The organism is Streptomyces sp. NBRC 109706, from assembly GCF_000974485.1.
GTDB lineage: Bacteria > Actinomycetota > Actinomycetes > Streptomycetales > Streptomycetaceae > Streptomyces.
In genome coordinates this window covers 358,071-371,749 of sequence record NZ_BBOM01000011.1, presented here as the reverse complement: position 1 = coordinate 371,749, position 13,679 = coordinate 358,071, and the positions used below count along the sequence as shown (strand labels likewise).

The following is a 13,679-nucleotide window of genomic DNA, read 5'->3' as shown; positions in this document are numbered from 1 at the left end:
CCGACGTCCACGGGGACGCCCGTTCGTCAGGGATCGGCGGCCTCGTCGCGCAGCGCGGCGACCTGGCGGTAGAGCTCGACGGCCTCGGCGCCGCGGCCCAGCTGCTCCAGGCAGAGCGCCTCGTCGTTGCGGCTGGTCAGCGCGTCCGGATGGCTGGCGCCCAGCACCCGTTCGCGGTCCGCCCTGACCCGTTGGAACCGTTGCAGGGCCTCGTCCCAACGGCCCAGCCAGCCCAGGGCGATGGCCACCTCCCGATCGCTGACCAGGGTGTCCGGATGGTCGGCGCCCAGCGTGGCGGCCCGCGCCTCGCGCACCTCGGCGGCCTCGACCAGCGCCTCGGCCCAGCGCCCGAGCCGGCCCAGCGTCATGCCCCGGCCGTGCCGGGCGCGCAGCGTCTCCGGGTGTCCCGGGCCCTGGGCGCGGGAGCGGGCCTCGATCAGCTGCTCGTAGAGCGGCAGCGCCTCGTCCTGGCGGCCCAGCCGCCCCAGGCAGATGCCCACCTCGTAGCGGGCATCGAGCGTGTCGGGGTGTTCGGGGCCCAGCACCCGGGCGCGGGCGTCGGCCGCCTGGCGCAGCCCGGCCAGGGCCTCCTCCCAGCGACGCATCCTGGCCAGCGCGTAGGCCGCCTCGTACTGGCTGGTGAGGGTGGCCTCGTGGTGTTCGCCGAGGGCGGCGCGCCGTTCGGTGGCCACCGCGCTGTGCACCGCGTGGGCCTCCTCCCAGCGGCCGAGGCGACCCAGGCTGAGGCCGGCCCGGTGGCGGCTGTCGAGCACGGCGAGATGTTCGGGTGAGGGGCCGCGCCGGGTGGCCGGCAGATGGGCGAGGGCGGTGGCGGTCAGCCCCGTCCACTGGCCGGTGAGGCCGGCCGAGCGGTCCGGCGGGGAGAGCCGCAGCGACCAGGCGCCGGAGGCGCGGGAGCCGGCGCGCATGCCGCGCGTCCAGTCGGGCATCGACTCGGTGTCGCGCGGGCGGGGCACCCGCCGGGTGGCCGGTGGGCGCCGGGGCGGGCCGAGCAGGGTACGGGCCAGCGCCGAGGCGTCGTCGGGGCGGTCGTCCGCGTCCTTGGCGAGCAGCGCCAGGATGAACTGGTCGAGCCCTTCGGGGAGTTCGGGCCGCAGCGTCCTCGGCGGCTCGGGCTGGGTGTCGCGGTGCCCGATCAGGATGGCCCAGGGGTCGCCGAGGTCGAACGGGGGGACGCCGGTGGCGATCTCGTAGAGCACACAGCCGAGGGAGTAGAGATCGCTGCGGGCGTCGACATGGGTGCCGGCGATCTGTTCGGGCGACATGTAGTGCGGGGTGCCCATGGCCATGCCGGCGCTGGTGAGCTTGGCGCTCAGACCGATGTCCTGGGCGAGCCTGGCGATCCCGAAGTCGCAGATCTTCACCGTGCCGTCGGTGAGCCGCATGATGTTGGCCGGCTTCAGATCCCGGTGCACGATGCCCTGTTCGTGGGTGTAGGCCAGGGCGGTGGCCACCTGCTCGGCGATGTCCACGACCTCGTCGACGGTCAGCGGCCCCGGGCCCGCCGCCTGGAGCAGTTCGCTGAGGTTGCGGCCCTCCAGCAGCTCCATGACGAGATAGAGGATGCCGTCCGATTCGCCGAAGTCGTGGACCACGGTGACGCCCCGGTGCTGGAGGCCGGCGGCCACCCTGGCCTCCCGTCGGAAGCGTTCCCGCAGCACGCGGAGGAACGACTCCTCCTGCTGGGTGCCCAGCGGTTTCAGGCACTTGACGGCGACCCGGCGGCTCAGCGCCTCGTCCCGGGCTCGCCAGACCTCCCCCATGCCGCCGCGCCCGATGAGTTCGAGCAGTTGGTAGCGGCCATGCAGCAGCACGCGTTCCGCCATGGTCCGATTCCCGCCCCCCGTCGTTGGCCCTTCGTCACCCCCGCCTCCAGTATGGCGCCCCGAGCGGGACGTTCCTATGCCAAGTGGCGGGAAAGAGGTGGAACGGGCGTGTTCGCGGCGCTGGTTGACGTGTCCGCATACGGGGTCATACCCGGGCGCGCGAGCGTTCCGTGGCTCCGGTGCCGCTCCCGGTCGGCGCGGCGGGCAGCCGGCTGCCCTCGATGTCGACATGCGGCAGCCGGCGGGCGAGCGCGCCCGGCAGCCACCAGCCGGCGCGGCCGACCAGCACCAGCACGGCCGGCACCAGCGTCATCCGGATCAGGAACGCGTCCACCAGCACGCCGAGGGCGAGCGCGAAGGCGATGGGTTTGACGATGGCGTCCTCCATCGTCACAAAGCTCGCGAAGACCGCGAACATGATCAGCGCGGCCGCCGTGACCACCCGGAACGCCAACGGGGCGCCCTCGCGGACCGCTTCGGTCGGCGAGGCGCCGCGCGCGTGGCGTTCGTGGATCCGGGAGACGACAAAGACCTCGTAGTCCATGGCGAGGCCGAAGAGCACCGCCATCAGGATGATGGGCAGAAAGCTGACGACGGGTCCGGTGCGGGCCACGTCCAGCGCGCCGGCCAGCCAGCCCCAGTCGAAGACCATCACCACCGCGCCGAAGGCGGCGGCCACCGAGAGCAGAAAGCCCAGGGTCGCCTTGACGGGGACCACCACGGACCGGAAGACCAGCAGCAGGATCAGCAGCCCGAGGCCGACCACCACGGCGCCGAACGGGACCATGGAGTCGCCGAGTCGGGTGGACACGTCGACCGCCACGGCGGTGTTGCCGGTCACGGCGAGGCCGACGCCGGTGGCCTCGGCGTGTTCCTCGGCCCAGTCCCGCAGGGTGTGCACCAGCCGTTCGGTGCCCTCCTGGTCGGGCCCGGTGGTGGGCACCGCCTCGATCAGCCAGGCGGTGTCGCGCTCGGTCGGCCGTGCCGGGGCGACCCGCGCCATCCCCGGCAGCGCCTCGATCCGGTCGGTGACCTCGGTGAGCGCGGCGCGCGGATCGCCGTCCACCCGGCTGGTGTCGGCCAGCACCAGCAGCGGCCCGTTGAGCCCGGGGCCGAAACGTTCACTGACGGTGTCGTAGGTCTCCCGCTCGCCGCTGCCGGCGGGCGCCGATCCGTTGTCCGGCAGCGAGAGCCGCAGCTCGCGCGCGGGCAGCGCGATCACCACCAGGCCGACCACCACGGCCAGCACGGTGAGCAACGGCCGACGGGTGGTCAGCCGCACCCAGCGGCCGCCGAGCGTGGCGGCCTCGGCCCGTTCGGCGCGCGCTTCGCGGCGGGCGGCCCGGGAGCCGGGGCGCGGGGTCAGCCGGGCGCCGGCGAAGCCGAGCAGCGCGGGCAGCAGGGTGACGGCGACCAGCACGGCGATCACCACGGTGGCGGCGCCGCCCAGGCCCATCACGGTCAGGAACGGGATGCCCACCACGGAGAGCCCGCACAGCGCCACGACCACGGTGAGCCCGGCGAAGACGACGGCGCTGCCGGCGGTGCCCAGGGCCCGGCCGGCCGACTCCTCGGGGCCGAGGCCCTGGGCGAGTTGGGAGCGGTGGCGGGAGAGGATGAAGAGCGCGTAGTCGATGCCGACGGCCAACCCCAGCATCACGGCGAGGGTGACGGCGGTGGAGGACAACGTGAAGAGGTGACCGCCGATCAGCAGCCCGCCGACGGCGGTGCCGACCCCGAAGAGCGCGGAGACCAGCGGCATTCCGGCGGCCAGCAGCGAGCCGAAGGTGATCACCAGCACGACCAACGCGACCACCACGCCGAAGAGTTCCTTGGCGCTGATGTCGACGCCGGTGGGGGAGAACGCCTGGCCGCCGACGCTGACGGTGAGTCCGGCGCTCTCGGCCGGTTCGACGGCGCGCTCCAACGCCCGGGTGCTGCCGTCCGCCAGATCGGCCGTGCTCTCGGCGTAGTTGACGACTGCGAGCGCGGTGCGCCCGTCCGCGGAGATGGTGCCGGCCTCCTCGGGGGAGATGACGGCGGACACCTGGGGTGCCCGCTCCGCCTCCCGCAGGGCGCCGGCGATGGGCCGCGCCCAGCGTGGGTCGGTGATCTCGCTGCCCTCGGGCGCGGTGAAGACCAGTTGCGCGGTGGTGCCGCCGGCGGCGGGCAGCACCTCCCCCAGGGTGTCCAGCGCCCGTTGGGACTCGGAGCCGGGAATGGTGAACTCGTCGTCCAGCGCGCCGCCCGAGACGCCGACCGCCGTCAGCAGGACGGCCAGCGCGCCGAGCCAGAGCGAGAGCACGAGTCGCCGACGCCGGAAGGCCGCGCGGCCGAGCCGGTAGAGGAGGGAGGCCATGGGGTGCTCCACGGGGTGATGAGTCAACGAGCGATGCACGGGCCCAGACAACCCGGCCCAGCCGGACGCTATCGCGCATAAGGAGCGCTTCGCCAAAAACCACCCATCGCATGAACGTTCCCGTCATTCGGGGTCGCTGAAAGGGGTGTTCACCGGGGCACGGCGCTGACCGCGCCACGGTGTCGCGTCGCCCGGGGCGCCGGGGGCGCGGCCCTGGCGCGCCGGGCGGTCGGTGCGCGGATCCGTCGTCGCCGCCGCTCCCCGGGATCGGTGACCGTCCGCCGGCCGGGTCCCGACTCGCGCGGGCCGGCCCGGGCGATCCGGGCGCGCTTCGGGCCGGTCGCTTATAAGATCCGAAGGCTGGTGCGCCGATGCGCGGCGCGGCATGGTCGCCGCCCGCCCCTCTTCCGGGGCCGCCCGGCCCGTCGCCGAGGTCAGGAGGACTGTTGCCGTGAAGATGCTGATCAACGGGGCGGACCGGGTGGTCGCCGACGCACTGCGCGGGATGGCCGCCGCGCACCCGCGGCTCCGGGTGGAGGTGCAGCACCGGCTGGTGCTCCGCGCCGACGCGCCGGTCGACGGGAAGGTCGGGCTGATCTCCGGCGGGGGCTCCGGCCATGAGCCGCTGCACGCGGGCTTCGTCGGCCCCGGCATGCTGGACGCCGCCTGCCCGGGCGAGGTGTTCACCTCCCCCGTCCCCGACCAGATGACCAGGGCCGCCGGCGCGGTGGACGCCGGCCAGGGCGTGCTGATGGTGGTCAAGAACTACACCGGGGACGTCCTCAACTTCGATATGGCCGCCGAGCTGATCGAGGACGAGGGCATCACGGTGGACCAGGTGGTGGTCGACGACGATGTCGCCGTCACCGACAGCACGTTCACTGCCGGCCGCCGGGGCGTCGGCGGGACGCTCTTCGTGCACAAGCTCGCCGGTGCCGTCGCCCAGGAGGGCGCGCCGCTGTCCCGGGTGGCCGAGGTCGGCCGGCGGGTGGCGGCGGCGTCGCGCAGCTTCGGCGTGGCGCTGCACGGGCCGACCACTCCGGCCAAGGGCAGCCCCACCTTCGATCTGCCGCCGGACGAGCTGGAGCTGGGCATCGGCATCCACGGCGAGCCGGGGCGGGACCGCCGCGCCATGCTGAGCGCGGCCGAGATCGCCGACGTGACGGTGGAGGCGCTGCTCGCCGACTTCCCGCTGTCCCCTTCGGATCCGGTGCTCTGCCTGACCAACGGCATGGGCGGCACGCCCCTCCTCGAGCTCTACGGATTCCACGCCGAGGTGGTCAGGGCGCTGGGCGAGCGCGGAGTCACCCTGGCGCGTAGCCTCGTCGGCAACTATGTGACCTCGTTGGACATGGCCGGCTGCTCCGTTTCGCTGTGCCGGTTGGACGACGAGCTGCTGCGGCTGTGGGACGCGCCGGTGTCCACGCCGGGGCTGCGCTGGGGTCGTTGAGAGGAGCGCGAGGTGACAGGGCAGGCGACGGAGCGGGACGCCGCGTTCTTCCACGACTGGCTGGTGGCGACGGCGGACGCCGTGCGGGCGAACGCCGACCGGCTGACCGAGCTCGACTCCGCGATCGGCGACGCCGACCACGGCAACAACATGCGGCGCGGCTTCACCGCGGTGGTCGCCGCGCTGGCGGAGGAACGGCCCGACCGGCCGGGGGCGGTGCTGCTGCTGGGCGGCAGAACGCTGGTCTCCACGGTGGGCGGCGCCTCCGGCCCGCTCTTCGGCACGCTGCTGCGCCGCACCGGCAAGGCGCTGGGCGATTCCGAGCGGACGACCGACGAGGAGCTGCGGGTGGCGCTGGAGACCGGGATCGGCGCGGTGGGCCAGCTCGGCGGCGCGGCGGCCGGCGACAAGACCATGCTGGACGCGCTGCTGCCGGCTCTCGACGCGCTGCCGGACTACTCGGCGGCGGTGCTGGCCGCCGAGGAGGGCTCGCGGGCGACGATCCCGATGCGGGCGCACAAGGGACGGGCCAGCTATCTGGGCGAGCGCAGCGTAAGCCACGAGGATCCGGGCGCCGCCTCCGCGGCGTTGATCTTCCGGGCGCTGCACGAGGTGGCCGGGCGATGAGCGAACCAGGGCTGGTGGGTGTGGTGCTGGTCTCGCACAGCGCCGAGGTGGCCGTCGCGGTGGCCGAGATGGCGTCCCGGCTCGCGGGCAACGGGCGGTTGGCCCCCGTGGTGCCCGCCGGCGGCACCCCGGACGGCGGCCTGGGCACCAGCTCGGAGCTGATCGCCGCCGCGGCCCGACGCGCCGACGGTGGCGCCGGCGTGGCGCTGCTGGTCGATCTGGGCAGCGCCGTGCTCACGGTGCGGGCGATGCTCGAGGACCAGGAGGACGGCATGGGGGCGCTGCCGGCGGACTCCCGGCTGGTGGACGCGCCCCTGGTGGAGGGCGCGGTGGCCGCCGTGTTGACGGCTTCCACCGGGGCGGATCTGGACGCGGTCGCGGCGGCGGCCGGCGACGCCTACGAGTACCGCAAGGGTTAGGCGGCGGCCGGGGGGTCGGGCCGGGCGAACCAGGTGGGGCGGTCCGAGGTCGCCAACTCGATCCGTCGCAGGGCGTGTTCGGAGAGCGGGGGCAGCGCGTCCAGGGGGAAGAAGCCGACCTCGACCGACTCGTCGTCGTTGGGCCTGGCCGTGCCGCCGAGCGCCCGGCAGTGCAGGCTGATGTCGGTGAACTGGCACTCGTCCCGGTTGGGGTAGCGCACCACGTCCAGGGTCTCGACCAGCAGCACCCGCTCGACGGCGCAGCGGACCGCCGTCTCCTCGAAGACCTCGCGGACGGCGGTCTCCGCCGGCTGCTCACCCGGCTCGGGGATACCGCCGACCAGCGTCCAGCGCCCGTCGTCCGCGCGCCGGACCAGCAGCACCCGGCCCTCGTCGTCGAGGACGACCGCCGTCACCCCGGGCAGGAGCAGCAGTTGGTGGCCGATACGGGTGCGCAGATCGCGGATGAAGTCGGGAGTAGCCATGCGGGCGACCCTAACCGGCCGCGTCCGCCGTCAGCAGCGCCCGCCCCTGCGGGTAGTGGCGGGCGGCCTCGGCGAGGGTGGCGGGGCGGCCGCTGGCGAAGACCGTCAGGGTGCCGGTCGGCGGGGCGCTGGGGGCCGGCTCGGCGCCCACCCGGCGCAGCGCCTGGGCGGCGACGGCCGCGGCGGAGCCGAAGAGGGTGACCTCGCGGCCGGTGACGGCGGCGAGATGGCGGCCGATCTCGTCGGCGACCAACTCGTAGTGGGTGCAGCCCAGTACGACGGCGGTGATGTCCGGGGGCGTCAGCTCGGCCGCCGCCTTGATCGCGGCCCGCACACCCGCCTCGTCGGCGCTCTCCACGGCGCCGGCCAGCCCGTGGCAGGGCACCCCGGTGGCCCGCGCGCCCCGGGCGAACTCGTCCAGCAGCCGGCGCTGGTACGGGCTGCCGGTGGTCGCAGGGGTGGCCCAGACGGCGAACGGGGCGCCGGAGGCGGCGGCCGGCTTGATCGCCGGCACCGTGCCGATCACCGGGATGGCCGGCTCAAGCGCCGCCCGCAGCGCGGGCAGCGCGTGCACCGAGGCGGTGTTGCAGGCGACGATCAGCGCGTCGGGACGCTCGGTCGCCGCGATCTCGGCGCAGCGCGACGCCCGCTCGGCGATGCCCCGGGAGTCGAGCGGCCCCCAGGGCATCCCCTCCGGGTCGGATGAGAGCACCAGTGCGGCGTCCGGCCGCAGCCGCCGCAGTTCGGCGGCCGTGGCCAGCAGGCCGACGCCCGAGTCGAGCAGGGCGATTCTCACGGATCTCATGACAGGCCAGATTACGCGCGCCCCGACCCCGGCCCCGGCCGACGGGTCACTTGCGGCCCGGCGTCCACTGCATGCCGAAGCCGTAGGCGTGGTCCACGGTGCGCTGCGGGCTGACGCCCCGGTCCGGCACCAGATACCTGGCCTCACGGTTGACCGTCAGCCCGCCGCCCTCGTTGACCAGGGTGGCCAGAACGCAGACCGGGGAGGGGACGTTGCACTCGTCGAGGAAGAACTCGATGGGCGCGCCCTTCTCCGGGGTGAGGGTGACCGTGGCGGAGAGGTCCTGGAAGCTGCTGGCGCCGGAGTAGATGGTCACGAAGATGACCACCCGGCGCAGTTCCCTGGCGTGGTCGAGGTTGACCGTGAGGTTCTCGCCCTGGGCCACCGCGCCGGTGCGGTCGTCGCCGTCCAGATGCATATAGGGCGGCTGGTGGAGCGAGCCGAAGGCGTTGCCGAGGGCCTGGATCACGCCCTTGCGGCCGTCGGTCAGCTCGAACAGGGCGCACAGGTCGAGGTCGAGACCGCCGCCCATGGCCTTGGCGATGCGGTTCTTCCAGCCGCCCTGCTTCTGCTGCGGCTGGTTGCGCTGCTGCCAGTTGAGGTTGACCAGCATCCGCCCGCTGGTGGCGCCCTGCTTGGCGAGCGAGATGGCGGGGGCGTCCTTGGTGAGCGTGATCTTGCTCAGCCGGATCGGGGAGCCGCCGGCGGGGGCCGCCGGCTGGGCGGGCGCCGGCGGCGCGGCCGGCGGCGCGGGGGCCGGCACCGTGACGGGAGCCGGCGGCGGGGTGGGGGCGGGCTCGTCGTCGACGCTGATGCCGAAGTCCGTGGCCAGCCCGGCGAGGCCGCTGTCGTACCCCTGGCCCACGGCGCGGAACTTCCACGCGCCCTGGCGCCGGTACAGCTCGCCGATGACGAAGGCCGTCTCGCTGGTGGCGTCCTGGCTGTCGAAGCGGGCGACCTCCTGGCCGTTGTCCGAGTCGAGCACCCGGATGTGCAGACCGGGGACCTGGCCGAAGGTGCCGCCGTCGGCGGACGCGGCCAGCACGACCTTCTCGATCTCCGGCTCCACGGAGGTCAGATCGACCTCGATGCGGTCGACGGAGCCACCGCCCTGCGGCTGCTTGCCCTCGTAGCGGACGGCGCCCGAGGCGTGCCGGGGCTGGTTGTAGAAGACGAAGTCCTCGTCGGAGCGGACCCGGCCCTCGGTCAGCAGCAGCGCTGAGGCGTCCACATCCGGTGTGCCGGCCGAGGTGTTCCAGCCAATCTCGACGCGGACGGACCGCGCAGGCACGGGGACATTAGAGCCTTTGAGCATTGTGGGTTCCTCCGTCGGGTGGGCGTCCTCAACCACCTGTTCAACTGGCACGATCCACTATGCCATCCCGCGCTCGAAGTCCCCCCGGGCAGGCCCCTGATACAACGGCATGAGACCGGGCATCGGCGTTTTTTCCGGAATTCCGGTGGAATGCCCGTTCGCGGTGCCGTCCGGCCTGCGAAATCAGCGGCTAATCGGTCTCCCCAACGACCACATGGTGGGCTTAACTTATGGAGCATGACCCTCCCGCGCCCCTACGGTGGTGGCTACTCCTCACCTTCCTTCCCCGACACCCCCATCTACGACAGGCTGGTGGCCGAGCGGGGAACCCCGCAGATCGCCCCCATCCGGGTGCCGGCCGCCTATGACTCGCTGGGGTACCAACACCCCTCCCCCCAGCCGTCGTTGCCCGCTCTCCCGGCGCTTCCCTCGGCCTCGTCGGCGCCCCCGCAGCCGGCTCCGGCGCAGCACGGCGGAGGCTACCCCGGCTACCAGGCCATGCCGGTCAGGCAGCCGCTCTCGGCGCCCGCGCCGAGCTACCAGAGCCCCGGTGGCTACGGCCACCACCAGCAGCAGCCGGGCGGCGGACGTCCCTACCCCGCCCCGCAGGCTCCCCAGGCGCCCTCGCCGCAGCAGATGCGGCCGGCCGCCCCGCAGCAGATGCGTCCGGCCGCGCCCCGGCCGCCGGCGCCCCGTCCCGGCGGCTACCCGGCTAACGGCGGCTACCCCCAGCACCAGCAGGCCCAGGCACCGGCCCCGGCGCCGGCTCCCGGCTACTGGTCGGAACAGGGGGCCTGAGCGCGGGGGTCACCGGGACGCACAGGAGTAGGGCGACAGCGCGCGGCGCTCACAGCTCGACATCCTCCAGCACACCGAGGGCGTCGGGGACCAGCACGGCCACGGAGTGGTAGGCGCTGACCAGGTAGGAGATCACGGCCCGGTCGTCGACGCCCATGAAGCGCACGTTGAGGCCGGGTTGGTACTCGTCGGGGATGCCGGTCCGGTGCAGGCCGACCACTCCCTGACGGGAGGCGCCGAGGCGGAGCGCGATGACGGAGCTGGTGTGGGTCGGGGACACCGGGATCTTGTCGCAGGGCAACAGGGGAATGCCGCGCCAGGCGTGGACGGGGGTCCCCTCGACCTCGGCGGTGGACGGGTAGACGCCGCGCGCGGTGCAGGCGCGGCCGATGGCGGCGATGGTTCGGGGATGGGCCAGCAGAAGGTGGGTGTTGCGGCGCCGGGAGACCAGTTCGTCCAGGTCGTCGGGGGTGGGCGGGCCCGAGCGGGTGCTCAGGCGCTGGCGTGGGTCGACGTTGTGCAGCAGCCCGAACTCCCGGTTGTTCACCAGCTCGTGCTCCTGGCGCTCCCGCAACGCCTCCACGGTCAGGCGCAGTTGCTCCTCGACCTGGCTCATCGGCTCGTTGTAGAGATCCGCCACCCGCGAATGCACCCGCAACACCGTCTGCGCCACACTCAGTTCGTACTCCCGGGGCGAGGTCTCGTAGTCCACGAAGGTGCCCGGCAGCGACGGCTCCCCCACATGGCCGGCGGCCAGCGCGATATCGGCCTCGCCGCGTCTGTTGCGCGGGACCGCGCGGCGCCGCGCGGCGTCGTCGAGGTGCGCGCGCAGCGCGGGCGAACGGTCGGCCACCTCGGCGACGGCGCTGAGCGGCAGCGCCAGCACGGTGCAGCGGGTGGTGGCGCGCAGGGTGTGCGGCCAGTTGACGGGAGGGTCGGCCGGGGGCGTTTCGAGCGCCTGGTCGCCGGCGAAGGCGCCGCCGCCGAGGACGGCGACGGCGGCCTCGCCGTCGTAGGCGGCGGGCACCAGCCGGCGCACCTTGCCGTGCGCGATCAACAGCACCTCGGTGATGGGCGCGCCGGCGGTGGCCAGGGTCTCGCCGGCCTGGTGCTCGCGGTGCGCGCAGCGGTCGGCGAGGGCGGCCAGCGCCTCCTGGTCGGCGAGCCCGGCGAGCGCCGGCAGCTCGGTCAACTCGGCGGGGATCACGCGGAGTCGGCCCCCGTCGGCGAAGAACTCGACGCGGCCGTCGCCCAGGGTGTGGGTGAGCCGGCGGTTGACCCGGTAGGCGCCGCCGGTGGCCTCTTCCCAGGGCAGCATCCGCAGCAGCCACCGTGGGGTGATGCCCTGGCTCTGGGGCGGTGTCTTGACGGTGCCGGCCAGCTTGCCGGCGGCCTCGGTGCCCAGCGCGGTCGGTTCTGCGGTCCGCTCGGCGACGGCGCTCGGGGGCGGGTTCGGGGAATTCACTGACGGCCTTTCCTGGGGCGGGCTGGGGAGAACACGGGGAAAGCCGCCGCCGCGCGGCGGAGGTGGGCGCGGCGGCGGCGGTTCGGGAAATTCCGACGACGAACCGTTTCCGCCCGGCCGTCGGCCGGTCTCCCACTCACCCGGGAAAAGGGCGCACCGGGAGACCGGATCCTACGGCGGGCGAAAAGGCGGTCGCGCGGTTTCTCAGTGACCGATCTCCACGTCCTCAAGAATGCCCAGCGCGTCGGGGACGAGTACGGCCACCGAGTAATAGGCGCTCACCAGATAGGAGATGATGGCCTGTTCGCTGATGCCCATGAACCGGACGGAGAGGCTGGGCTGGTACTCGTCGGGAATTCCGGTGCGGTGCAGGCCGACCACGCCCTGGCGTTCGGAGCCGGTGCGCAGGGCGAGAATGGAGCTGGAGCCCGCCGCGTTCACCGGGATCTTGTCGCAGGGCAGCAGCGGCACCCCGCGCCAGGACGGCACAGAGTGCCCGGAGATCTCGGTGGGCGCCGGGTAGAGCCCGCGCGCGTTGCACTCCCGGCCGAAGGCGGCGATGGCCCGGGGGTGCGCCAGCAGGACGCTGGGCTCCTTCCAGACGGTGGCCAGCAGCTCGTCGAGGTCGTCGGGGGTGGGCGGGCCCGAGCGGGTGTGCAGGCGCTGGCGCGGGTCGGCGTTGTGCAGCAGCCCGAACTCCCGGTTGTTCACCAGCTCGTGCTCCTGGCGCTCCCGCAACGCCTCGACCGTCAGGCGCAGTTGCTCCTCGACCTGGCTCATCGGCTCGTTGTAGAGATCCGCCACCCGCGAATGCACCCGCAACACCGTCTGTGCCACGCTCAGTTCGTACTCCCGGGGCGACACCTCGTAGTCCACGAAGGTGCCCGGCAGCGACGGCTCCCCCACATGGCCGGCGGCCAGCGCGATGGCCGACTCCCCCTGGGCGTTGCGCTGTTCGGGGAGATGGCTGTCGGCGGCGGCCAGATGGGCGCGCAGCGCCGGGGAGTTCTCGCCGATGCGGTCGAAGTCGGCGCGGGCCAGGGTGAGTACGGTGCCGCTGGTGAGCGCGGTGAGGCCGTGCTCGTAGGCGCCGGGTTCGGCGTCGGTGAGGGTGTCGTCGGCGAAGAAGTCGCCGTCGGCCAGCACCCCGAACTCGGTCTCGCCGTCATAGGCACCGGCCCCGCGTCGGCTGAGCTTGCCGTGCGCGATCAGCACCAGCCGGTCGGCCGGGTCGCCGGCGCGGACCACCACCTCGCCGGGGGCGAAGTCCCGCTGGACGCAGGCCGCCGCGAGGGCGTCGAGGGTTTCGGGGTCGTCGAATCCGGCGAGCGCGGGAAGTTCCGCCAGCTCGGCGGGAATCACACGAATTTCCGGACCGGTCGAAAAGAATTCGACCCGGCCGTTCCCCACGGTGTGGCTGAGCCGGCGGTTCACCCGGAACGTGCCACCGGAGACCTGCACCCAGGGCAGCACCTTCAGCAACCACCGGGAGGTGATGGCCTGCATCTGCGGTGGTGTCTTGGTGGTGGTCGCCAGATTGCGTGCGGCGGTGGTGTCCAGGCTCAGTCGGGGGGTTTCGACGGGAGCGGCCTGGCTTTCGGAAGTCGGTTCGACAGAAGTCGTCATGCGGAAACGTACCCAATCTGCGGTTGTGCCAGCGGCCATGGGGCCATCCGAGGGACGGGGCCGCCATGAAACTAAGGGCTGATGGCAACGGGCCGCAATCACTCAAAAGTGAGGCCAACTCCCGGATTTCTGAGGCGAATTGATGGGTAGCTCCCGGGGATTCGCTCCCCGGGACGCGCCGGCTGCCCCCGGACGCCGCCGGTGGGTCGCCGATGGTTCCCCGGTGGTTCCCCGGTGGGTCGCCGACCCGTCCCGAGCGGCGGGAACTCCCCGGGAGCGCCCCCGCCCTGGGGCCGGTGGCGGACCGGCCAGCGGCTAGGGTGGGGGCGCTCGGGCGCGCGGACCACGCGCCGGCGCACGCCCATGGCGTGCGCGGATCCCCCGAAGGAACCGGTCATTCCATCGGTTCACGGCGCGCTACCGTGGAGCGGCCAGGTGCGCGTGGTACAGCGCCTTCCGCACACGCACGAGTCGATTACGCAC

General features: G+C 73.6%; 11 protein-coding genes. 4 read left to right on the top strand and 7 right to left on the bottom strand.

Going from position 1 to position 13,679, the window contains the following annotated elements; translation table 11 throughout:
- Positions 1-26 precede the first annotated feature (26 nt).
- Together AOM46_RS26520 and AOM46_RS26515 are read right to left on the bottom strand one after the other, a co-directional pair.
- Positions 27-1,847, bottom strand: a complete 1,821-nt coding sequence (locus tag AOM46_RS26520; RefSeq protein WP_062215924.1) for a serine/threonine-protein kinase — start codon at positions 1,845-1,847, stop codon at positions 27-29.
- A gap of 145 nt (positions 1,848-1,992) precedes the next feature.
- Complete coding sequence (locus AOM46_RS26515; protein ID WP_062215922.1) at positions 1,993-4,206, bottom strand: MMPL family transporter; 2,214 nt, start codon at positions 4,204-4,206, stop codon at positions 1,993-1,995.
- A gap of 451 nt (positions 4,207-4,657) precedes the next feature.
- Between AOM46_RS26515 and dhaK the strand changes: the two genes are divergently transcribed.
- From dhaK to AOM46_RS26500, 3 genes are read left to right on the top strand one after another with little or no spacing between them, the layout of a single operon-like run.
- Positions 4,658-5,656, top strand: a complete 999-nt coding sequence (dhaK, locus tag AOM46_RS26510) for a dihydroxyacetone kinase subunit DhaK (RefSeq protein ID WP_062215920.1) — start codon at positions 4,658-4,660, stop codon at positions 5,654-5,656.
- 12 nt (positions 5,657-5,668) lie between these two features.
- On the top strand, positions 5,669-6,283 hold the full coding sequence (dhaL, locus tag AOM46_RS26505; protein ID WP_062215917.1) for a dihydroxyacetone kinase subunit DhaL: 615 nt from the start codon (positions 5,669-5,671) through the stop codon (positions 6,281-6,283).
- Positions 6,280-6,702 carry a PTS-dependent dihydroxyacetone kinase phosphotransferase subunit DhaM gene (locus tag AOM46_RS26500; protein ID WP_062215915.1) on the top strand — a complete coding sequence of 141 codons (423 nt, stop codon included), beginning with the start codon at positions 6,280-6,282 and terminating at the stop codon, positions 6,700-6,702. Before dhaL ends, AOM46_RS26500 begins: the two co-directional genes overlap by 4 nt.
- On the opposite strand, the gene AOM46_RS26495 is transcribed toward AOM46_RS26500, so the two are convergent.
- From AOM46_RS26495 to AOM46_RS26485, 3 genes are read right to left on the bottom strand one after another with little or no spacing between them, the layout of a single operon-like run.
- On the bottom strand, positions 6,699-7,187 hold the full coding sequence (locus AOM46_RS26495; RefSeq protein ID WP_062215913.1) for an NUDIX domain-containing protein: 489 nt from the start codon (positions 7,185-7,187) through the stop codon (positions 6,699-6,701). The two genes, AOM46_RS26500 and AOM46_RS26495, sit on opposite strands and share 4 nt — an antisense overlap.
- Positions 7,188-7,197: 10 nt before the next feature.
- Positions 7,198-7,983 carry a glutamate racemase gene (locus AOM46_RS26490; protein ID WP_062215911.1) on the bottom strand — a complete coding sequence of 262 codons (786 nt, stop codon included), beginning with the start codon at positions 7,981-7,983 and terminating at the stop codon, positions 7,198-7,200.
- A 55-nt stretch (positions 7,984-8,038) separates the two neighbouring features.
- Positions 8,039-9,307, bottom strand: coding sequence for a TerD family protein (locus tag AOM46_RS26485; RefSeq protein WP_078857202.1), 1,269 nt, complete (start codon positions 9,305-9,307; stop codon positions 8,039-8,041).
- Between the two features lie 237 nt (positions 9,308-9,544).
- Between AOM46_RS26485 and AOM46_RS26480 the strand changes: the two genes are divergently transcribed.
- Positions 9,545-10,105, top strand: a complete 561-nt coding sequence (locus tag AOM46_RS26480; protein WP_062215907.1) for a DUF6643 family protein — start codon at positions 9,545-9,547, stop codon at positions 10,103-10,105.
- Between the two features lie 49 nt (positions 10,106-10,154).
- On the opposite strand, the gene AOM46_RS26475 is transcribed toward AOM46_RS26480, so the two are convergent.
- Both AOM46_RS26475 and AOM46_RS26470 read right to left on the bottom strand, forming a co-directional pair.
- Positions 10,155-11,570, bottom strand: a complete 1,416-nt coding sequence (locus AOM46_RS26475) for a family 2B encapsulin nanocompartment shell protein (protein ID WP_062215905.1) — start codon at positions 11,568-11,570, stop codon at positions 10,155-10,157.
- Positions 11,571-11,774: 204 nt separating this feature from the next.
- Positions 11,775-13,196, bottom strand: coding sequence for a family 2B encapsulin nanocompartment shell protein (locus AOM46_RS26470; RefSeq protein ID WP_062215902.1), 1,422 nt, complete (start codon positions 13,194-13,196; stop codon positions 11,775-11,777).
- Positions 13,197-13,679 lie beyond the last annotated feature (483 nt).

Bases quoted from the DNA above. Each gene is read 5' to 3' on its own strand.
- AOM46_RS26520 (WP_062215924.1), bottom strand. From the start codon at position 1,847: ATGGCGGAACGCGTGCTGCTGCATGGCCGCTACCAACTGCTCGAACTC.
- AOM46_RS26515 (WP_062215922.1), bottom strand. From the start codon at position 4,206: ATGGCCTCCCTCCTCTACCGGCTCGGCCGCGCGGCCTTCCGGCGTCGG.
- AOM46_RS26500 (WP_062215915.1), top strand. From the start codon at position 6,280: ATGAGCGAACCAGGGCTGGTGGGTGTGGTGCTGGTCTCGCACAGCGCC.
- AOM46_RS26495 (WP_062215913.1), bottom strand. From the start codon at position 7,187: ATGGCTACTCCCGACTTCATCCGCGATCTGCGCACCCGTATCGGCCAC.
- AOM46_RS26485 (WP_078857202.1), bottom strand. From the start codon at position 9,307: ATGCTCAAAGGCTCTAATGTCCCCGTGCCTGCGCGGTCCGTCCGCGTC.
- AOM46_RS26480 (WP_062215907.1), top strand. From the start codon at position 9,545: ATGACCCTCCCGCGCCCCTACGGTGGTGGCTACTCCTCACCTTCCTTC.
- AOM46_RS26470 (WP_062215902.1), bottom strand. From the start codon at position 13,196: ATGACGACTTCTGTCGAACCGACTTCCGAAAGCCAGGCCGCTCCCGTC.